This window comes from Parvularcula mediterranea, assembly GCF_013085255.1.
In the GTDB taxonomy this organism is placed as follows: domain Bacteria; phylum Pseudomonadota; class Alphaproteobacteria; order Caulobacterales; family Parvularculaceae; genus Parvularcula; species Parvularcula mediterranea.
This window is the reverse complement of record NZ_JABFCX010000002.1, coordinates 1,431,749-1,450,927: the sequence shown is the minus strand read 5'-3', so window position 1 is coordinate 1,450,927 and position 19,179 is coordinate 1,431,749. Positions and strand designations below refer to the sequence as shown.

General features: G+C 62.6%; 19 protein-coding genes and 1 tRNA gene. 10 read left to right on the top strand and 10 right to left on the bottom strand.

The genetic code is table 11. The features are described from left to right. Window positions 1–69 precede the first annotated feature (69 nt). Window positions 70–735 carry a hypothetical protein gene (locus HK107_RS07635; protein WP_173198215.1) on the bottom strand — a complete coding sequence of 222 codons (666 nt, stop codon included), beginning with the start codon at window positions 733–735 and terminating at the stop codon, window positions 70–72. A gap of 167 nt (window positions 736–902) precedes the next feature. Between HK107_RS07635 and HK107_RS07630 the strand changes: the two genes are divergently transcribed. Next, entirely contained in the window at window positions 903–1,277 is a 375-nt protein-coding gene (locus HK107_RS07630) for a hypothetical protein (protein WP_173198213.1), read from the top strand. Here HK107_RS07630 and HK107_RS07625 read toward each other — a convergent pair. From HK107_RS07625 to lpdA, 5 genes are all read right to left on the bottom strand, one after another. Then, window positions 1,274–1,684, bottom strand: coding sequence for a metallopeptidase family protein (locus HK107_RS07625; protein ID WP_233061165.1), 411 nt, complete (start codon window positions 1,682–1,684; stop codon window positions 1,274–1,276). The genes HK107_RS07630 and HK107_RS07625 overlap by 4 nt on opposite strands. A gap of 58 nt (window positions 1,685–1,742) precedes the next feature. Then, window positions 1,743–3,227, bottom strand: a complete 1,485-nt coding sequence (locus tag HK107_RS07620) for a helicase HerA-like domain-containing protein (RefSeq protein ID WP_173198211.1) — start codon at window positions 3,225–3,227, stop codon at window positions 1,743–1,745. Window positions 3,228–3,263: 36 nt separating this feature from the next. Continuing rightward, entirely contained in the window at window positions 3,264–3,896 is a 633-nt protein-coding gene (locus HK107_RS07615) for a CHRD domain-containing protein (RefSeq protein WP_173198209.1), read from the bottom strand. A gap of 102 nt (window positions 3,897–3,998) precedes the next feature. Then, complete coding sequence (locus tag HK107_RS07610) at window positions 3,999–4,373, bottom strand: hypothetical protein (RefSeq protein ID WP_173198207.1); 375 nt, start codon at window positions 4,371–4,373, stop codon at window positions 3,999–4,001. Between the two features lie 14 nt (window positions 4,374–4,387). Then, window positions 4,388–5,809, bottom strand: coding sequence for a dihydrolipoyl dehydrogenase (gene lpdA / locus HK107_RS07605; RefSeq protein WP_173198205.1), 1,422 nt, complete (start codon window positions 5,807–5,809; stop codon window positions 4,388–4,390). A gap of 192 nt (window positions 5,810–6,001) precedes the next feature. Between lpdA and HK107_RS07600 the strand changes: the two genes are divergently transcribed. Both HK107_RS07600 and HK107_RS07595 read left to right on the top strand, forming a co-directional pair. After that, window positions 6,002–6,406: a DUF2306 domain-containing protein gene (locus HK107_RS07600; protein ID WP_173198203.1), complete on the top strand. Its 405-nt coding sequence runs from the start codon at window positions 6,002–6,004 to the stop codon at window positions 6,404–6,406. After that, a complete protein-coding gene (locus HK107_RS07595; RefSeq protein WP_173198201.1) occupies window positions 6,403–7,569 on the top strand; it encodes an acyl-CoA dehydrogenase in 1,167 nt (388 codons plus the stop codon). Before HK107_RS07600 ends, HK107_RS07595 begins: the two co-directional genes overlap by 4 nt. On the opposite strand, the gene HK107_RS07590 is transcribed toward HK107_RS07595, so the two are convergent. From HK107_RS07590 to HK107_RS07575, 4 genes are all read right to left on the bottom strand, one after another. Next, entirely contained in the window at window positions 7,566–7,988 is a 423-nt protein-coding gene (locus tag HK107_RS07590) for a cupin domain-containing protein (RefSeq protein ID WP_173198199.1), read from the bottom strand. The two genes, HK107_RS07595 and HK107_RS07590, sit on opposite strands and share 4 nt — an antisense overlap. A 53-nt stretch (window positions 7,989–8,041) precedes the next feature. Beyond that, window positions 8,042–8,115: transfer RNA gene (locus tag HK107_RS07585), tRNA-Gly, on the bottom strand. Window positions 8,116–8,169: 54 nt separating this feature from the next. Then, window positions 8,170–8,847, bottom strand: coding sequence for a TetR/AcrR family transcriptional regulator (locus tag HK107_RS07580; protein WP_173198197.1), 678 nt, complete (start codon window positions 8,845–8,847; stop codon window positions 8,170–8,172). Next, a complete protein-coding gene (locus HK107_RS07575) occupies window positions 8,844–9,986 on the bottom strand; it encodes an acyl-CoA dehydrogenase family protein (protein ID WP_173198195.1) in 1,143 nt (380 codons plus the stop codon). The genes HK107_RS07580 and HK107_RS07575 overlap by 4 nt, the downstream gene beginning before the upstream one ends. A gap of 98 nt (window positions 9,987–10,084) precedes the next feature. Here HK107_RS07575 and HK107_RS07570 point away from each other — a divergent pair, with 98 nt between their 5' ends. The 7 genes from HK107_RS07570 to HK107_RS07540 are packed head-to-tail and all read left to right on the top strand — an operon-like array spanning window position 10,085 to window position 19,066. Beyond that, window positions 10,085–11,854: an acyclic terpene utilization AtuA family protein gene (locus HK107_RS07570; RefSeq protein ID WP_173198193.1), complete on the top strand. Its 1,770-nt coding sequence runs from the start codon at window positions 10,085–10,087 to the stop codon at window positions 11,852–11,854. Next, complete coding sequence (locus HK107_RS07565; RefSeq protein WP_173198191.1) at window positions 11,854–13,467, top strand: acyl-CoA carboxylase subunit beta; 1,614 nt, start codon at window positions 11,854–11,856, stop codon at window positions 13,465–13,467. Before HK107_RS07570 ends, HK107_RS07565 begins: the two co-directional genes overlap by 1 nt. A gap of 2 nt (window positions 13,468–13,469) precedes the next feature. Next, window positions 13,470–14,270, top strand: a complete 801-nt coding sequence (locus HK107_RS07560) for an enoyl-CoA hydratase/isomerase family protein (protein ID WP_173198188.1) — start codon at window positions 13,470–13,472, stop codon at window positions 14,268–14,270. Continuing rightward, window positions 14,263–16,236, top strand: a complete 1,974-nt coding sequence (locus HK107_RS07555) for an acetyl/propionyl/methylcrotonyl-CoA carboxylase subunit alpha (RefSeq protein WP_173198186.1) — start codon at window positions 14,263–14,265, stop codon at window positions 16,234–16,236. Before HK107_RS07560 ends, HK107_RS07555 begins: the two co-directional genes overlap by 8 nt. Next, window positions 16,237–17,364, top strand: coding sequence for an NAD(P)H-dependent flavin oxidoreductase (locus HK107_RS07550; protein ID WP_173198184.1), 1,128 nt, complete (start codon window positions 16,237–16,239; stop codon window positions 17,362–17,364). After that, window positions 17,361–18,164 (top strand): TIGR03084 family metal-binding protein, encoded by an 804-nt coding sequence (locus HK107_RS07545; RefSeq protein ID WP_198912327.1) that lies wholly within the window; start codon window positions 17,361–17,363, stop codon window positions 18,162–18,164. Before HK107_RS07550 ends, HK107_RS07545 begins: the two co-directional genes overlap by 4 nt. Beyond that, entirely contained in the window at window positions 18,164–19,066 is a 903-nt protein-coding gene (locus HK107_RS07540) for an alpha/beta fold hydrolase (RefSeq protein WP_173198182.1), read from the top strand. Before HK107_RS07545 ends, HK107_RS07540 begins: the two co-directional genes overlap by 1 nt. Window positions 19,067–19,179 lie beyond the last annotated feature (113 nt).

Sequence of the window (19,179 nt, the reverse complement as noted above, 5' to 3'; positions counted from 1 at the left end):
GGCACACCTCTCTGCGATTGGGATATAAGGAAATCCTTATATCGTCAATCGCTGGTGTGCTGCAGGTGCTCAGAAGCCGAAGCCGATGCCAATCGAAATCATCGGGAAGAACTCGAAATCTTCGAGATCCGTCTGGAGCTGAGCCGTTTCGTTCGCCAGCTCGGCATTGATCTCTGCCTGGATCAGCGGGTCGATCGTGCCGCCCTCATTGACGAGAGACACCATCGGCGAGTCGGTCATCAGGACGCCTGCGCGCACCACGAAGCTGATCGGGCTCAGGCCGTGTGTGGTCGAGTCCCAGCCGATACCGGCATAGTAGCTCATGTCGCCGAAATCCGCTGCACCGCGGAGGACGCCGACTTCTTGAGCGGTGAAGGTCTGGTCGCCGATCTCGATGTCCATCATCGGCGTGGCCGTGAGGTCGATCGTGCGCTCACCGAAGAGCGCGCCAGCGGAGACGTTGAAGCCGTTCATAAACGGGTGGAGATCGACATAGCCGCCCACCTGCGTGAAGCCGAGCTCAGCGTCATAGCTGATGTCGTCGAACTCCTGATCTTCCATCTCGAAGTCGAAGAAATTGACGCCAGCGCGGAGCGTAATCAGCGGCGTGAACTGCATGTGTACATTGCCCGAGACGCCCGGCGTACCAACGGAGACGTCGGCGCCGACGCCTGCGGAGGCCGCTCCGGAAAGCGCGATGGCGGATGCTGCAGCAGCAAGAATTGCGTGTTTCATGGAAGGTCCCCTTCACATACCCGGAGGGAGGATGCTCCATGCGCGTTAGCGCCGCCCCAAGCATCGGCCCACGACTTAAGTTATATTGTCACTATTCCGGTCGTTCCGGCCACGTAACCGATAGCCCGGCCCTCCCGAAGAGAGGGCCAGAGAGACAGGAGGCCACCATGGACGGCATCTTAGAGACCGTGCGCGAGCTGAGCGCGACCTACAATGTGAACCCGGTGATCTTCGGGATTCTGTACATCGGAGGCATCCCGCTCTTCCTCGGCGTCGCGGGCTGGCTGGCAGCCAGGGCAAAGGCGAAGAAGTCCGTGACGGTGCAGGCGCTCCTTCTGCTGTTCCTCGCGATCCAGCCCTACCTCTACGTGGCGCTGTTCGGTGAGAACCTGCCGGTCTGGGTCTACGGCGTGATTGCAGTCATGGTCGCCTTTGGCGGCTGGTCGACCTGGCGCAGCGTTGAGAAGAAAAAGGCGGAAGCACTGGCTGAAGCGGCCTCCGAAGACGAGCCCCGTCCTGTCACCGGGGCCTCTGCCAGCTAGTCAGCCTCGTCCTCGATGGCGTGCATGTCGTCGTCGGAGAAGCCGAAATGGTGGCCGATCTCGTGGACGAGGACGTGCTCGACGATCTCCTCCAGCGTGTCGGTGCCCTCGCGCCAGTAGCGCAGGATCGGCAGGCGGTAGAGGTAAACCGTGTCCGGCAGGCCTGAGGCGTCGAAGAGAGATTTCCTCGTCAGGTCCACGCCCTGGTATAATCCCAAGAGCTCGTAGGGGCTCTGCATCCCGAACTCCCGGAGGACATCCTCTTCTGGGTAGTCGGGGGTCCTGAGCACGAGATCACCGGTCAGGGCGCGGAAACGCTCTGGCAGGCGCAGATAGGCCTCGTCCGCCATGCGGCGAAACTCTTGAGGCTCAGGATCGCCGGAGCGCATGCGGGACCAGATGGACATGGTGAGGAAGGTAGGAACCCTGCCCTACCCTGTCATCCCGCAGCTTCGTCCGGACAGGCTAGCGCCGCTTGAGGCCACCAAGGAGACCACGGAGGAGCGCGCCGACGACGGTGCTGGTGGCGGTCCTTGTCGCAGTGTTGATCGCGCGTTCGGTAACGGTCATTCGGGAGGAGCGCCGTTTGCGCGTGGTGGTCTTGCGCTTGGATTGCGCGGCCTTGCTTTCAGCCTTCTCCGCTTCCATGGCCATGCGATCTGCGCGCTCAGCGAGCAGTTCGTGAGCGGACTCGCTGTCCATCGCCTTGGCGTATTGGGTGGAGAGCTCATCCTCGCGGATGATCGCCTTGCGCTCAGTCGCCGTCAGCGGGCCAAGTCGCGAGGCTGGCGGTCGGATCATGGTGCGCGCGACAGGCGTTGGGACGCCCTTTTTCTGAAGCGTACTGACGAGGGCTTCGCCAACGCCGAGCTCGGTGATGATATCCTTGGTCGAAAAGTCCGGGTTCGGACGGAAACCATCGGCGGCTGCGCGAACGCGCTTCTGCTGGGCCGGGGTGAAGGCGCGGAGGGCGTGCTGCACCTTCGTGCCGAGCTGGCCTGCGATGTCGTCGGGGACATCGCCGGGGTCCTGGGTCGCAAAGAAGACGCCAACACCTTTGGAGCGGATGAGGCGGCAGACCTGCTCGACCTTTTCAAGGAGCGCTCGCGAGGCGCCATCGAAGAGGAGGTGCGCCTCGTCGAAGACGAAGACGAGCTTGGGCTTTTCGGGGTCGCCGATCTCGGGAAGCTCCTCGAAGAGTTCGGAAAGGAGCCACAGGAGGAAGGCGCCGTAGAGCCTTGGCGCCATCATCAGCTTGTCGGCCTTGAGGACGTTCAGCACACCGCGGCCATCGCGGGTGGTCCTGATGAGGTCGCGGACGTCGAGCGCCGGTTCCCCGAGGAAGAGCGCGCCGCCCTGGTCTTCGAGCTGGATCAGGCGGCGCTGAATCGCAGCGACGGAGGCTGGCGAGACGTTGCCGTACATGGCCGAGAGCTCGGCCCTCCGCTCACTGACGTAATGGAGGAGCGCACGCAAGTCCTTAAGGTCGAGGAGCGGCAGTCCGTCATCGTCAGCGACGCGGAAGGTGATCGCGAGGACGCCTTCTTGGGTGTCGTTGAGATCGAGCATCCGCGCGAGGAGCAGCGGGCCGACCTCGGTGACGGTCGCCCTGATCGGAAGTCCGCCTTCGCCGTAGAAGTCCCAGAGCCTGACGGGGAACTCTTCAGGGCCATAGTCAGGGAGCTGAATATCGGTCGCGCGCTTGTGGAGGAAGTCCTTGTCGGCACCTTCCCGGGCGAGGCCGGCAAGGTCGCCTTTCACGTCGGAGACGAATACAGGGACCCCTGCCCGGCTGAACGCCTCGGCCATGATCTGGACCGATACGGTCTTGCCCGTACCCGTGGCCCCGGCGATCAGGCCGTGGCGGTTGCACATTTTGAGGGGCAGCGAAACCGCCGCCCCTTTGTGATCAGCACCCAGAAGGATGGAGCCTTCGCGAATCTCTAGCATCCGCCGTGCTTAGCACGGTGCGAGGCTGAGGGAAGCTCAGCGGCTCATGCGCCTGCGGGCAAAGCCAAAGGCAGCAGCGATCCCCGCGAAGAGCGGCAGCGCCCCGGGGATCGGCGTCGCAACAAGCTGACCGCGCAGCTCACCGCCGCGGAACTCTTCGGTGTGGAGGTTGAAGTAGAGACCGACATCCTCGCCCGGAGCTGCCGCGAGAAGCGCAGGCAGGAAGGCAGCGAGGGTCGTGCCGTTGCCTTCGCCGAGGTCCCACTGGTTGGAGTGCGTGACCGAACCGTCGTCGTTCAGCGTGAACATGCGGTCCATATCGGTGTCGCTGTTCGGACCGATGATGCCGAAGGCCACGGGACCATTCACGCCGCGCGGAGCGCTGTGAATGTGGAAGACGGTCACGACCTGCGAGCCGTCATTGCCGTCAATGCCCGCGTCGGTCGCCGAGAAGTCGAAGGCGCTCGGGATCTCGACCGTCATGTTGAGGGCATCGAGGATGTCGTCACCGTTGGTGTCGACAAGCTCAAGGTTGGCAGTCGCGACGAACTGCGAGCCTGATGGCGGCACTTCCTGGCCCCCGGTCAGGGTCGCGGTGAAGGTCGTTGCGGCATGGGCTGAGCCTGCAGCGATGAGGCCAGCGGCGGCGAATGCGATCAGTTTTTGCATAGCGTTTCCTCCCACTTTTGTAGGCGGAACCTGACAGCAGGCGCGGAGAAGTCGCTGACCGTTTCGCTCAGCTGCAGTCACACTCACGCGAGGCGCGGGAGGCTATCGCGTGATCATCTCGAGACAGGCGCGCATCTCGCTCGCGATGCTCGAGTCGCCGGGACCGAAGGTCTGTGTGGCGAAGAGCGGCCCTAAGCCAGCGAAGACGACGATGATGGAGATGGAGAAGAACCAAAGCGGCGACCAGGCGATCTTCCACCCGATATGCAGGCGGGACCAGAAGATCAGCGAGGTCACAAGCGTGATCACGACAATCGCGGCCGGCAGGACAATCCCGACGAAATGATCAGGCGCAGGCATGATATCGGCTATGCAGCGCCTCTTGGCCTGGGCGAAGCGGTGGTCGGTGATGACCGTGACCGCTGCCCAGAGGCCGTAGCCCCAGACAGCGATCTGGATCAGTGTACGAACGAACACGCCTCCACTTCCGGTCAGGTGTGCATCACCCGTCCGTAGGCGTCGAGGGCTGACTCATGCATCATCTCCGACAGGGTCGGGTGCGGGAAGATCGTGTGGAAGAAGTCTTCCTCCGTCGCTTCCATCGCCATGCCGATGCCGAAGCCCTGGATCAGCTCGGTCACTTCCGCGCCGATCATGTGGGCGCCGAGGAGCTCGCCGGTCTTCTCGTCGAAGACGGTTTTGACGAAGCCTTCCTGCTCGCCAAGCGCCACGGCCTTGCCGTTGGCCTGGAAGGGGAACTTGCCGACCTTGACCTTGTAGCCAGCGGCTTTCGCCTTGGCTTCCGTGAGGCCGACCGAGGCGACCTGCGGCTGGCAGTAGGTGCAGCCCGGGATGCGGCCAACGTCGAGGGGGTGTACGGAGTTCGAGCCTGCGATCTTCTCGACACAGATGACGCCTTCATGCTCAGCCTTGTGGGCGAGCCAAGGCGGGCCACAAACGTCGCCGATGGCGTAGAGACCTTTTACGCCAGTGGAGAGCCATTCGTCGACCTGAACGTGGCCGCGATCGACCTTTACGCCGACGTCTTCGAGGCCAATACCTTCCGTGTTGCCCACAATGCCGATGGCGAGGACAACGCGATCGTACTCTTCCTTGACCGTCTTGCCATCCTTGCCCGTGATGTGGGCGATGACGGAGTTGGCCTTCTTCTCAACCTTGTCGACCTTCGTTTCGGTGGAGATCTTCATCCCCTGCCCCTCGAAGCTCTTGCGGGCAAAGGCGGAGACTTCCTTGTCCTCCGCTGGGAGGATGCGGTCGACCATCTCAACGACGTGTACGTCGGATCCGAGGGCATTGTAGAAGCTGGCGAACTCGATGCCGATGGCGCCCGAGCCAATGACGAGAAGACGCTTAGGGAAGGTGTCCGGCGTCATCGCCTCGCGGGCGGTCCAGATCAGCTTCCCATCGGGCTCGAGGCCAGCCTGAGGGATCGTCCGTGCACGGGCGCCAGTTGCGATGATGGTGTGCTTGGACTGGTAGGTCGTCTCCTTGCCGTCCTGGCCTTTGACGACGACCGCAGGGCCTGAGCCGTTGGCGCCCTTGAGGCGCGCCTCGCCCATGATGACCTCGATCTTGTTCTTCTTCATCAGGTAGCTAACGCCGCCCGAAAGCTGCTTCGCGATCTTGCGCGAGCGCTGGACCACGGCGTCGAGGTCGAAGGTAATGTTCTCCGCCTTCAGGCCATAGGCCGAGGCGTGCTGCATGTTGGTGTAGACCTCAGCCGTCCTCAGGAGCGCCTTGGTCGGGATACAGCCCCAGTTGAGGCAGACGCCGCCAAGATGCTCGCGCTCGACGATCGCCGTCTTCATCCCAAGCTGCGAAGCGCGGATGGCCGCCACATAGCCGCCAGGGCCTGCGCCAATGACGATCATATCAAACTTGGTCTCAGCCACGGGGAACTCCTCTCGGTCACGAACAGCTTTGGTGTTTGCGAAGGAGAAGAGCGCCAGTCAACGCCGGGACGCTGCTCGATCAAGGCCTATCCGTGCCCAGCCGCCGCTAACAGGCTTGCTGACTGCGCGTGACAGCGTTGCCCGGCTTTCCGGTCTGCGCTTTGATGGGGGTGCAGGGAGAGGAATTTGGGCATGGATTGGTCACCGCTTTTTGAGGCGCCGTGGTTTCTGCAGGTGCATACGATTGCAGCCTTGGGCGGGTTCGTCCTCGGCACGATCCAGCTTCTGGCGCCTAAGGGGACGCTTCCTCACAAGGTGATCGGGGTGGTCTGGATCATCCTCCTATCGCTGGTCGCGGCGACGTCCTGGATGACTATCTGGATGTTCAATGTGATCCGCTTCTCGCCGATCCATGTTCTCAGCGGGATCACGACCATCGGCCTTATCGGCGGGGTGGTGCACCTTTTCCAGAAGGGTGAGAACTTCAAGAAGCACGCCGGGCCTTTCCGGGCGATCTTCATCTTCGGTATCCTGATTGCTGGCGTCTTCACCCTGATGCCCGGGCGGATCATGTATGAGGTGGTGTTCGGCGGATGAGCTACGGTTGGGAAGATCTTCTAGGTCTTGATGGTGCGCTCACGGACGAGGAGCGTCAGATTCGCGACGAAGCACGCCGCTTCTGTGACGCGGAGCTGATGCCGGGAATTGAAGCAGCGAACCGGGAGGAGCGGTTTGATCCGGAGATCATGCGGGCCTTTGGCAGGCAGGGCCTGCTCGGCGCGATGGTATCAGAAGCCTACGGAGGGTCGGGTGCGAGCCATGTGGCTTACGGTTTGATCGCGCGGGAAGTGGAGCGTGTGGACTCAGGCTACCGGTCGGCCATGTCGGTGCAGTCCTCGCTGGTCATGTATCCGATCGAAGCTTTTGGGTCGGAGGAGCAGAAACAGCGCTTTCTTCCGGGGCTGGCCAAGGGAGAGCTCGTCGGCTGCTTCGGCCTGACCGAGGCTGATGGCGGCTCTGATCCCGGCAGTATGCGGACGAAAGCGGAGAAGGTCTCCGGCGGTTATCGGCTGTCTGGCGAGAAGATGTGGATCACCAATTCACCGATCGCTGATGTTGCGCTGGTGTGGGCAAAGCTTGACGGGGCTATCCGCGGGTTCCTTGTCGAGCGGGGTACGGAGGGTTTCGAGACGCCAAAGATCGAGGGCAAGCTTTCCCTGCGCGCGTCGCTGACGGGGTCGATTGCGCTTTCCGAAGCATTTGTGCCGGAGGAGAACCTTCTTCCGCACGCCTCGGGTCTCAAGGGGCCGTTCTCTTGCCTCAACAAGGCGCGGTACGGGATTTCGTGGGGCGCTATGGGTGCAGCAGAGTTCTGCTGGCATGCCGCGCGCGATTATGCGCTGGACCGGAAGGTGTTTGGCAAGCCCATCGCAGAGACGCAGCTTGTCCAGAAGAAGCTGGCGGATATGCAGACGGAGATTGCGCTTGGCATTCAGGGCTCCTTGCGACTTGGGCGGATGCTTGATGAGGGCACAGCTTCGCCCGAGGCGATTTCGCTGATGAAGCGGAACAATTGCGGGAAGGCTTTGGAGATCGCGCGGACCGCTCGTGACGTCCACGGAGGGAATGGAATCTCCGGCGAGTATCACGTGATGCGGCACCTGATGAACCTCGAGACGGTCAATACGTACGAGGGCACCCACGACATCCATGCCCTGATCCTCGGGCGTGGCCAGACCGGGCTGCAGGCGTTTTTCTAGCGCTTGAGAGCCTCTGGAACCTTGTCCAGCTGGACGATCATCATACGGCAGGGCTCGTCACCGACGACGCCGCTCTTGTGGCCTTTCTCGTCGTTCGTGTCCTGATCATTGCCGAAGCTGACCTCGCCCGGGCCCATCTCGACCCGGTCGCCATCCATCGTCTCGACCCACCAGGTGCCGGAGAGCGGGATGATCCATTGCGGCTCAGGGTTTTCGTGCCAGTCCCCGTCGAAGCCGACCGGGAGCTCTGCGAACAGGATCTTGGCATCGTAGCTGCCGAGGACATTGTTCCATTGCTCGGCTGCGTCACCGCCCATCGACTGCTTCTCGAAGCCTTCGAGGGTGCGGCGTCCCTGGCGGCTGATACCGTCGCTATCGGTGTAGACGTGCCAGTAGGTCAGGGTCGGCGCATCGGACATGGGCGTTCTCCTTTTGGGAGGAGAACAGGCGAAGCGCGGCTTGGTTCGGGGAATGGAGCGGGTAGCGGGAATCGAACCCGCATCCTCAGCTTGGAAGGCTGCTGCACTACCATTGTGCTATACCCGCGTCAGGGAAGGCGCCCATAGCAGGGCGTTGCCGCGGGGGAAAGGGGCCTTGGGGCTAGCGCTCTGCGAGCTTTTCCAGACGGGTGACGGCTGCCTCGATGCGTTCGGCATGGTCGGGGGTGCGCGCCTGCCCCTGCCCCGGTTTGAGAACGGCCCTGACGGCGGTGAGGAGCATGATGACGACTGGCTCGAGCTTGGGGTTCTTGCCGGTCTGGAGGATCGAGCGGACGGCGTACTCTATCGTGCCGAAGAAGAGGTCGCGCACGAGGCGCGGGTCGGCTTCTGGCGCGAAGGTGCCACGGTCGATGCCCCTTGCGACGATCTGGTCGAAGATCCTGACATATCCGCGGCGGTCGCTGCCGACGCCGTCTTCCTTGACGGGGTAGTGGAGGACGAAGCTCAGTTCAAAGAGCTTCCAGTCGGCGAGGATGCGGCGGAGCGTGTAGCGCGCGAGGGCTTCGAGCTGGTCATCGGGGCTGTCGGCTTTCGCAATGGCAGCCGTTGCGCCTTCGGTGAGGCTCTCCCAGTGCCGGGCGACGACGGCGGCGAAGAGCGCTTCCTTGTTCTTGAAGTAGAGGTAGAGGGTGCCTTCCGCGACACCTGCGCTGGCCGCGATCTCGGCCATTTTGGCGGCACTCATGCCCTTTTCGAGGAAGGCTTCGGTGGCAGCCGAGACGATGGCGTCTTCGCGTTCGGCCAGCTTTTCGCGCTTGGTCTTTGTACCGACGGTCATAGGCCCATCTGCCTGACAGCGAGGTCGCGCATGATTTCTTCGGAGCCGCCGCCGATGGCCATGACCTTGACCTCCCTATAGGCCCGCTCGATCCGGTTGCCGCGGAGATAGCCCGCGCCGCCCATGACCTGCATGGCTTCCGAAGCGCAGAACTCTAGGGTTTTCGTGGCGAAGAACTTGGCCTTGGAAAGCTCCGCCACGGGCATGTCGTCTTCATTGATCAGCCAACAGAGCTGATTGGTCAGCGCTTCGAGGGCGTCGATCTTGGCAGACATGTCGGCGATCTTGTGTCGGATGACCTGGTGCTTGATGAGGGGCTTGCCGAAGGTCTGGCGCTCCTTGGCCCAGGCGATCGAGTCATCGAGGCAGACCTTCGCCATGCCGAGGGAGCCTGCGATGAGGCCAAGGCGCTCGAGATTGAAATTGTTCATGATGACCATGAAGCCGGCGTTCTCAGGCCCGATCATGGCATCGGCAGGGACGAAGACGTTGTCGAAGTAGAGGGTCGCCTGGTCCGAGCACCACCAGCCCATCTTCTTGTCGAGCGGCGTGCGGCTGAAACCTTCGGCGCCCCATTCGATAAAGAAGAGCGAGACGCCAGCCATGCCTTCTCCGCCCGTCCGTGCACCGATGACATAATACTCCGAGGTCATGCCGCCGGTGATGAAGGTCTTGGAGCCTGAGATGCGCCAGCCATTACCGTCTTTTACGGCCTTGGTGGTAAGGCTCGCGACGTCCGAACCGCCGCCGGGTTCTGTGATGCCCAAGGAGGAACCCTTCCGTCCCGAGACGATCTCCGGGACGACGCGGTCCCTGATGTGGGGGCCTGCGAAGCGGACGATGGGATCGATGGAGATGGTCCTGCCGCCCAAGGCCGCGCCGACGCCCCCCGCTCCGCAGAAGGCTAGTTCTTCGGCCCAGATGCTGCGCATGAAGGCATCGTCGAAGCCTAGGCCGCCGAGCTCTTCAGGGATGCCGAAGCCGAAAACGCCAAGCTCGCCTGCTTTCTCGTGCAGCTCCCACGGGATGGCGCCCTCTTCGTCCCAGCGGTCGGCGTGGGGGGTGATCTCGTTCGCGATGAACTGCCGCACGGTCTCGCGGAAGGCGGCGCGTTCGTCATTGTCGAAGGGATTGCGCATGGCCCTGTGCCTACTCTGATGCTGCCTCAGTCATAATGAGGGTTGCTCATTCGCCGCGTCAAGGGCATGGTCCGGCCTGACGCAACGACGAGCTGACGATGATCCGGATCGGTGGTGCCAGCGGCTATTGGGGTGAGAGCGTGATGGCGACGCCCCAGCTCCTGAAGGCAGGGGTGGATGTCCTCGTCTATGATTACCTCGCAGAGATCACGATGAGCCTTCTCGCCCGTGGGCGGATGAAGGACCCAGAGAACGGCGGGTATGCGCCGGACTTTGTCAGTGTCGTGATGAAGCGGAACCTCGCCGAGATTGCCGAGCGTGGGGTAAAGGTTCTGTCCAATGCGGGCGGCGTGAACCCTGCGGCCTGCGGACGGGCGCTGCGCAAGCTGATCGATGACGCTGGGCTCGGTCTCAAGGTTGCTGTGGTCGAGGGTGATGACCTGATCGCGCGGCGGGCGGAGATCGGCGAGCTCGGGCCGGAGGACATGTTCTCGGGCGAGAGGCATCCTGAGCCGATGGCGCTTGTCAGCATGAATGCCTATCTCGGCGCGCTGCCGATTGCGAAGGCACTGGCGGACGGCGCGGACATCGTGATTACGGGGCGCTGCGTGGATAGCTCGCTCACGCTCGGTGCCCTGATGAACCGCTATGGCTGGGACGCTGAGGATTACGACCTTCTGAGCGCAGGGAGCCTCGTCGGGCACCTTCTCGAATGCGGGCCACAGGCGACAGGCGGGAACTTCACCGACTGGCGCGATGTGCCGAACCGGGCGGCGATCGGCTATCCGATTGCGGAGGTTTCCGAAGACGGGTCCGCCGTGATCACCAAGCCTGAGGGCTCTGGCGGGCTGGTCAGCCGGGGTACGGTGGCGGAGCAGCTGGTCTATGAGATCGGTGATCCCGGAGACTATCTGCTCCCTGACGTTCGCTGTGACTGGCGTGAGGTTGAGCTGGAGGACGTGGGTCCCGACCGCGTGGCGGTCAGCGGTGCCAAGGGGCGTGCGCCCACGGGCAAGCTCAAGGTCTGTGCGACGCATCTCGCAGGCTGGCGCGGCGGGCTGACACCGACGTTCTATGGCTTTCAGGCCGCCGAGAAGGCGCGGGTTTTTGCCGAGGATGTGCTGGCCCGGTGCGAGTTCATGCTGCGGGCGCAGAGCCTTCCTCCGTTCACGGAAACTTCGGTCGAGGTGATCGGCGCCGGCGGCATGTTTGGCGAGGAAGGTGAGGCCGACGAGGTCGTCCTGAAGGTCGCTGCTCGGCATGCGGAGGAGAAAGGTATCGCGACCCTCCTGCGCGAGGCTGCAGGGCTTGGCCTCGCTACGCCTCCGGGCCTTTGCGGGTTTGCTGGTGCAAGGCCGAAGCCTTCGCCTGTCGTGCAGCTTTACAGCTTCCTTATCGATCGAGGTGAGGTGTCGGTCAGCGTTGACCTGGGCGAAGGAGCGCAGCCTGTTGCGAGCGCTGATCACGGAAAGAGTGCTCCACCCTCTCCCTTCGCCGAACCCTGCGCGGCAGAGCAGACATCAGACCTCGTCAGCGTGCTGCTGATCGAGGCGGCTTTCGCGCGCTCCGGTGACAAAGGCAACAGCGCCAATGTCGGTGTCATCGCGCGGCACCCGGACCTCCTGCCCTATCTCTGGGCGCAGCTCACCGAAGAGGCCGTGGCCGAGCGCTTCGCTCACGTTGCCGAAGGTCTCGTGAAGCGGTTCCATATGCCGGGCACGTCGGCCATCAACTTCACGCTTGAGAAATCACTGGGCGGAGGCGGCATCGCCTCTTTGCGCAATGACCCGCAGGGGAAGGGTTTCTCGCAGGTCATGCTGACCATGTCCGTCCAGGTCCCTGCCCGACTTCTTGAGGAGATCAGCTGATGGCTGTCTTTGAAAGCCGCATCGATCCGACATCGGAGAGCTTTAAGACCAACCGCCGGGAGATGCTGGCTTTGGTGGACAGGCTCGAAGGCCTGAACGCGAGAGCTGCTGCCAAGTCTGCCGAAAAGGCGGAGCGCTTTGCCAAGAAAGGCAAGCTCCTGCCCCGTGAACGGCTGGCACGCCTGCTTGATCCGGGGATGCCGTTCCTGACGATCGGCAACCTCACTGGATATATGGTGGACACGGACAAGGAAGAGAAGTCGATCCCAGGCTCAACCCTCATCGCGGGCATCGGGTTCATCCGTGGACGCCGCTGTGTCGTTACGGTGGATGACGCGGCGATCAAGGCCGGTGCACTGGCGGTCGGTACGGCGCAGCGGTTCATCAGAGCCGAGGAGATCGCCCTCGAGCAGAAGCTTCCCTTTGTCCATCTCGTTGAGAGCGCTGGCGGTGACCTCAAGGCTTATACGGTTGAAGGGTTCGTTGAAGGCGGGACGATATTCGCGAACCTCGCGCGGCTCTCGGCGGCAGGTGTGCCGACGATTGCCGTACTCCACGGAAGCTCCACAGCTGGCGGTGCCTACATGCCAGGACTGTCCGACTACGTTGTAGCGGTGAAGGGCGAGGGCAAGGCGTTCCTCGCTGGTCCTCCCCTCCTCAAGGCTGCGACGGGCGAAGTGGCCGATGACGACACCCTTGGCGGCGCGGAGATGCACGCGGAGGTCTCGGGTCTGGCCGATGTTCTGTGTGAGGATGATGGTGATGCAATTCTTGCTGCAAGGGAGATCGTCGGCAGGCTTCCGGGTACGCCGGAGGTCGCTCGCGGAACGGTGGAGGCCCCGAAGCTGGACCCTGACGAGCTGGCCGGCGTTGTGCCGCCTGACTACAAGAAGCCCTTCGACGTACGCGAAGTGATGGCGCGGATCGTTGACGGCTCGGACCTCACCGATTTCAAGGCGCGGATCGGGTCGGCCACAGTCTGCGCGTTCGCCTCGATCATGGGGCATCGCGTGGGTCTCCTTGGCAACAACGGTCCGATTGATAACCCCGGGGCGCACAAGGCTGCGCAGTTCCTGCAGCTCTGCGATAGCTCGGAGACGCCGGTGGTCTTCCTGCAAAACACCACGGGCTATATGGTGGGCACGGAGCATGAGCGGCTTGGCATGATCAAGAATGGCTCAAAGATGATCCAGGCCGTCGCCAATGTCCGTGTGCCGCGGATCACGGTGCAGATCGGCGCGAGCTTCGGCGCGGGCAATTACGGCATGTGCGGACGCGGCTTCGCCCCGGACTTCTGCTTCATCTGGCCCAATGCAATGACTGGCGTGATGGGCGGTGAGCAGGCCGGGAAGGTCATGCGAATCGTGGCCGAAGGCGCTGCGGCGGCGAAGGGCGAAGAGCCTAATGAACAGATGCTCGCCTTTCAGGAAGCGGCTCTCAAACACCACTTTGATGGGCAGGCTGACGGTTTTACGACCTCAGGCCGGAATTGCGACGACGGGATGATCGACCCGCGGGATACACGCCGGGTGCTGGGCTTCGTCATTGAGACCTGCCTCGAAGGTCGGGCGCGGCAGCCACAGACCAACGCGTTTGGCGTGGCGAGGATGTGACGATGGTTGAGTTTTCTTCCCACGAAACGCTGAGGACGGAGTTTTCCGGCGGCTGGTTGCGAATCGTCATGGATGACGAGGCGCGCAAGAATGCCCTCTCGCTCGAAATGACCCAGGCGCTTTCCTCGGTGCTCGAGGAGGCAGCGGATGCCCGCGAGGTGCGCGGCATCAGCCTGACGGGTGCTGGCGGTGTTTTCTGCTCCGGCGGGGACCTCAAAGGCATGGCGCGGTACATCTTCTCTGGCGACCGGGACGCCATTGAGGAGATGTCGAAGACGGGGGGCAGGCTCTTCCGTCAGCTTGCGGAGCAGCCTCAGCCGGTGCTGGCGCTGGTCGATGGGCCGGCGATGGCGGGCGGGCTTGGGCTTGTTTGCTGCGCCGATATCGTCGCGGTCACTGAAGACGCGAAGTTTGCCCTGACTGAGACGCAGCTTGGCATCCCTCCGGCGCAGATTGCGCCTTACGTGGTCAGGCGGCTCGGTCTGATGACGGCAAAGCGCCTGATGATCACGGCACAGAAGTTTCGCGGTGTGGAGGCAGAGGCGCTGGGCCTTGCCGATACTGTGGTCAAGGATGAGGCGGGACTGCGCGCCTATGAGGCAGTGGTGAAGGCGCAGATCCTGACCTGTGCGCCCGATGCGAACGCCATGACGAAGCGCCTTGCGATGTTAGCTGCTGAAGGTGGTGACCTCTCCGATGAGGCGGCACGAGCATTCACGGATTGCCTGCTCTCGGACGAAGGCCGTGAAGGGATTGCGAGCTTCGTCGAGAAGCGTCAACCGAGCTGGAGGAAAGATGGCTGAGCGCTTTTCATCCATCCTCGTTGCAAACCGTGGAGAGATCGCTCTCCGGGTGATCCGTACTGCGAAAGAGTTGGGGTACAGGACAGCTGCCATCGCCTCGGAAGCCGACCGTGATGCGCCCCATGCCAAGGCTGCTGACGAGGCTGTCGTGATCGGCCCGGCGCCCGTGGGCAGCTCCTACCTCGATATGGACCGGGTCATCAGCGCCGCAAAGGAAAGCGGGGCCGAGGCTATCCATCCAGGCTACGGCTTCCTGTCCGAGAACGCAGCGTTTGCCCAGCGGTGTGCGGATGAGGGCCTCGTGTTCATTGGCCCATCCCCTCGCGCTATCGAGCTGATGGGCGACAAGGCGGGCGCAAAGAGGGCCATGCTGGAAGCGGGTGTGCCCTGCATTCCCGGCTATCAGGGGACGGATCAGTCGGACGAAGTCTTCATCGCGGAGGCAGAGAAGGCCGGCTACCCGGTCATGGTCAAGGCTGCCGCAGGCGGCGGTGGTCGTGGCATGCGGCTTGTCCGGTCAGCGAGCGACCTGCCAGCGGCACTGGCAGATGCGCGGAGCGAGGCGGAGAATGCCTTTGGCTCTGGCGTTTTGATTCTTGAAAAGGCTATCGAGGACGGCCGCCACGTTGAGGTTCAAGTCTTCGGCGATGCCCACGGATCAATCATTCACCTTGGCGAGCGGGACTGCTCCTTGCAGCGCAGGCACCAGAAGGTCATTGAAGAAGCCCCCTCGCCTGCCGTGGACGCGGACCTCAGGGAGCGCATGGGCCGGGCTGCGTGCGAAGCTGCTGCTGCCGTCGACTATCAGGGCGCCGGTACGGTGGAGTTCCTGCTGGGTGAAGACGGGTCTTTCTATTTCCTCGAGATGAACACGCGGCTGCAGGTCGAACATCCGGTGACGGAGGAAGTGACCGGGCTCGATCTCGTGGCGCTCCAGCTTAAGGTCGCGCAGGGCAAGCCTCTCGGCCTGACGCAGGACGATGTGAAGCTCTGCGGGCACTCGATCGAAGCGCGGCTGTATGCCGAGGAACCTGGCGCTGGCTTCCTTCCGTCGACGGGGCCTGTGAAGCTCTGGCGGGCACCGGCGGGTGTCAGGACCGACGCGGGGATCGAAACCGGCGGAGAGGTCACGCCGCATTATGACCCGATGGTTGCCAAGGTCATCGCCACCGGCGCTAGCCGTGACGAGGCCATCCGTAAGCTGACCAAGGCGCTCGAAGATACAGCCCTCATCGGCCCTCAAACCAACCGGCAGTTCCTCCGGTCGCTCCTCAAAGGTGAGGCGTTCCGAACCGGTGATGCGAGGACGACGACTATCGACAGGAGCGAGGCTTGGAAGCCTGAGCCTGCGAGGCTTCAGCATCTCGCGTTGGCAGCGGCGATCATTCACGCTCGGCGGCGGGACGAAAACGCGGCGGCGGCTTCCCTGCCTGAAGAGCTGCGAGGATGGGCGTCGAGTGAGGCGCTTTATTCCTCTGTCGTTTTTGCTGGAGAGGATGACGTTGCCGTTCGGATCGCCGAGGCCAAGGGTGAGCTTGTCGCAACGCTCCATGATCGCTCGATCAGCGTACGCTTCGTTTCTCTGGGCGAAGACCAGGGCCTTGCGCTTGTGGACGGCACGCGCATCCCCTTCTCCTTCACTGTTGAGGGCGCCACGATCGCCCTAGCGACTGCGGATCAGGATCTCACGCTGACCGATCTCACCCAAGTCGCGTCAGGCTCTGGCGAGGCTGGAGGCATTGGCGCGGTGACTGCAGTCATGCACGGGCTGGTCACGGAAGTCTTCGTCACTGAGGGCGATCGGGTCGAGAAAGGCCAAAGGCTCGCCATTCTCGAAGCCATGAAGATGCAGCACGAAGTGACAGCCCCAGTCTCTGGGGCGATCAGTGCGCTGCCCGCGGCTGCTGGAAAACAGGTGGCAGGCGGGGACCTGCTTCTACAAATTGAACCTGACACGGAGGAATAGATGAGATCTCCGATTTGCGAGATGTTCGGGATCGAGTTCCCGCTTTTGGCATTCAGCCACTGCCGCGACGTGGTCGCCGCAGTGTCCAAAGCCGGGGGGATGGGCGTCTTCGGCGCGGTGAACCATCCGCCGGACCTCCTGGAAGAAGAGCTGGCATGGATCGACGAGCATGTCGACGGCAAGCCCTACGGCCTCGACTTGATCGTTCCGACATCGAGCGTCTTGCAGGCAGGTCCCGTCGATAAGGACGCACTGCTCGGCATGCTTCCGGGTGAGCATAAGCAGTTTGCCAATGACGTCCTTGAGAAGGCTGACGTCTCGACCAGCGGGATCGAGGATAGCCGTCGCGAGCATCTTCACTTTACGGATAATCTGACGCCTGACGGTGCGGGTGCCGTGCTCGATGTGGCGCTGAGCCATCCGATCAAGCTACTGGTCAACGCGCTCGGTGTGCCCCCGCAGATCATGCTGGACAAAGGCCGGGAGCACAGTGTGAAGGTCGGCGCTTTGGTCGGCTCAGCCAAGCATGCTGCCAAGCAGGTTGACGCGGGTGTCGACGTCCTGATCGCTGCAGGCGGTGAGGCTGGCGGGCACTGCGGCGAAGTCTCTACCGTTGTCCTTGTCCCTGAAGTGGTCAGGGCTGCTCAGGGTACGCCTGTTCTTGCGGCAGGAGGTATTGCGACGGGTACCCAGATGGCCGGGATGATGGCCATGGGTGCAGCTGGCGCCTGGTGCGGCTCGGTGTGGCTGACGACTTCGGAGGCCGAGACTTCGGAGTCGGTGAAGGAGAAGATGCTGACAGCGACGTCCGCTGACACGGTCCGGTCCCGGTCGCGCACGGGCAAGCCTTCGCGGCAGCTCAAAAGTGCGTGGACGGAGGCTTGGGAGGCGAAAGGTCCGAAGCCTTTGCCCATGCCGCTCCAGACCCTCATCTCCGAGCCTGCTCTCCGGCATCTCGACAAGCTGGCCGATGGTGGTCATCAGGGTGCGAAGGAACTTTCGACCTACTGGGTGGGTCAGGCCGTTGGCCTGATGAATGAGAAGGAGACCTCCGGGCAGGTCGTCCAGCGGTTCAAGGAAGAGTTCATCGAAGCCTATGAACGCCTGACCGAGGCGCTTGGCGAATGATCAGGGAAGCGGACTTTTTCCTCGAGGAGAGCGAGGCGCTCGACCGGGCGATCACTGGCGGTGACCTCGCCCACGATGCGACCACGCTCTTCAAGGAGTGGACGGTGGATCAGATCCTCCGCCATCTGCATATGTGGAACGAGGCGGCAACCCTGAGCCTTCAGGACCCGGAAGGGTTTATGGCCATGTTGCAGGAAGCGCTGCCGAAGATGGCGACGACCGGACTGCGCTCTTACGAGGATGAGCGGTACGGCGATCTTTCCGGTGAATGCCTGCGGGAGACATGGATCGCCGGGGCGCGCGCGACAGCCGATGCCTTCCGCAACGCTGACCCTGAGGCGCGTCTGCCCTGGGTCGGACCACCGATGAGTGCGCAATCGTCGATCTCGGCCCGCCTTATGGAAACATGGGCGCACGGACAGGCGGTGTTCGATGCCCTCGGCAGAGATCGTCAGGACGAGGATCGCATCTACCCGATCGCCGAGCTGGGCGTCAGGACCTTCGGCTGGACCTACTCCGTGCGCGGAGAGGAACGTCCAGGGGTGAAGCCTCACGTCCGCCTGACCGCGCCTTCAGGAGAGGTGTGGACGTTCAATGACGAGCAGGCTGACGAGCGGATCGAAGGGCCTGCTACGGCATTCTGCCAGGTGGTGACACAGACCCGGAACATCGCTGACGTTCCTTTGGAGGTCACGGGGAGTGCTGCTAAAGACTGGATGAGCAAGGCGCAGTGCTTTGCCGGCGCGCCGGAGACCCCTCCTCCGCCCGGACTTCGCCGGAAGGCAGAAAGAGCAGCATAATGACGATGACGGGCAAGACTGACAGCGCCATCCCGATTGCGTACGAAGTCGGAGGACCGGAGGATGGCAAGCCCGTCCTTATGCTGACGGGCCTTGGGATGCAGTTGACGCAATGGCCCGAACCATTCGTCCGTGACCTCCAGCAGGCTGGCTTCAGGACCATTCGCATTGACCACCGCGATGTCGGCCTGTCGGGGCGGGTCGAGGGCAAGAAGCCGCCGAACCCCTACCTCCAGCTGATCCTGGGTCTGATCGGCCTCAAGGCTGGAGCTCCCTACACCCTCGAAGACATGGCGGACGATGCGGTCTCCGTGCTGGACCATCTCGGTATCGAGAAGGCGCATCTCATCGGTCTCTCCATGGGGGGCATCGTCAGCCAAGTACTCGCCGCTCGGCATACGGACCGAATTGATCGGATCGTCTTCTTCATGACGTCCACGAACAATCGTCGCCTTCCGATGCCTGAGAAGAAGGCCATGGATATCCTCCTCAACCGCGGCAAGGCACCTGAAGGCCGCGAAGCCACGATCGACGATATCGTGGCGAAGTGGCAGTTCTTCATGACCGTCGATGGTGGCATGAGTGAGGCGGATTTGAGGGCCTTCCATGCCGCTGCCTATGACCGCGGAATGGACCGCGAGGGCTGGCAGAGGCAACTCGCTGCAATTTTAGAGACCGGCGATCTTCGCAAATACACCCGCCAAATACCCTGCCACAGTCTTATTGTTCACGGTTACGTTGACAAGCTCGTCCCCGTGACCGCTGGTAAGGATCTTCACGCAAATCTTGAGCACTCAGAGCTCGAACTCGTTAACGATATGGGCCATGATCTGGCGCCTAAGTTCCTCCCCATGCTGACGTCTAAGGTAATCGAACACCTTAAAAACGACAGGACCCATTAAGTATAACGTGGGCGGACTTTTTCGCCCAACTCCCGCCATATTTCGGACAGACTGGATTGTTACACATTCACCTCCTAGCCATTGGGGTGCGTGTGGATGTCATTCATTCGACC

Bases quoted from the DNA above. Each gene is read 5' to 3' on its own strand.
- HK107_RS07595 (WP_173198201.1), top strand. From the start codon at position 6,403: ATGAGCTACGGTTGGGAAGATCTTCTAGGTCTTGATGGTGCGCTCACG.
- HK107_RS07615 (WP_173198209.1), bottom strand. From the start codon at position 3,896: ATGCAAAAACTGATCGCATTCGCCGCCGCTGGCCTCATCGCTGCAGGC.
- HK107_RS07555 (WP_173198186.1), top strand. From the start codon at position 14,263: ATGGCTGAGCGCTTTTCATCCATCCTCGTTGCAAACCGTGGAGAGATC.
- HK107_RS07580 (WP_173198197.1), bottom strand. From the start codon at position 8,847: ATGACCGTCGGTACAAAGACCAAGCGCGAAAAGCTGGCCGAACGCGAA.
- HK107_RS07540 (WP_173198182.1), top strand. From the start codon at position 18,164: ATGACGATGACGGGCAAGACTGACAGCGCCATCCCGATTGCGTACGAA.
- HK107_RS07565 (WP_173198191.1), top strand. From the start codon at position 11,854: ATGGCTGTCTTTGAAAGCCGCATCGATCCGACATCGGAGAGCTTTAAG.
- HK107_RS07550 (WP_173198184.1), top strand. From the start codon at position 16,237: ATGAGATCTCCGATTTGCGAGATGTTCGGGATCGAGTTCCCGCTTTTG.
- HK107_RS07570 (WP_173198193.1), top strand. From the start codon at position 10,085: ATGATCCGGATCGGTGGTGCCAGCGGCTATTGGGGTGAGAGCGTGATG.
- HK107_RS07600 (WP_173198203.1), top strand. From the start codon at position 6,002: ATGGATTGGTCACCGCTTTTTGAGGCGCCGTGGTTTCTGCAGGTGCAT.
- HK107_RS07545 (WP_198912327.1), top strand. From the start codon at position 17,361: ATGATCAGGGAAGCGGACTTTTTCCTCGAGGAGAGCGAGGCGCTCGAC.
- HK107_RS07620 (WP_173198211.1), bottom strand. From the start codon at position 3,227: ATGCTAGAGATTCGCGAAGGCTCCATCCTTCTGGGTGCTGATCACAAA.
- HK107_RS07625 (WP_233061165.1), bottom strand. From the start codon at position 1,684: ATGTCCATCTGGTCCCGCATGCGCTCCGGCGATCCTGAGCCTCAAGAG.
- HK107_RS07590 (WP_173198199.1), bottom strand. From the start codon at position 7,988: ATGTCCGATGCGCCGACCCTGACCTACTGGCACGTCTACACCGATAGC.
- HK107_RS07560 (WP_173198188.1), top strand. From the start codon at position 13,470: ATGGTTGAGTTTTCTTCCCACGAAACGCTGAGGACGGAGTTTTCCGGC.
- HK107_RS07630 (WP_173198213.1), top strand. From the start codon at position 903: ATGGACGGCATCTTAGAGACCGTGCGCGAGCTGAGCGCGACCTACAAT.
- HK107_RS07575 (WP_173198195.1), bottom strand. From the start codon at position 9,986: ATGCGCAATCCCTTCGACAATGACGAACGCGCCGCCTTCCGCGAGACC.
- HK107_RS07635 (WP_173198215.1), bottom strand. From the start codon at position 735: ATGAAACACGCAATTCTTGCTGCTGCAGCATCCGCCATCGCGCTTTCC.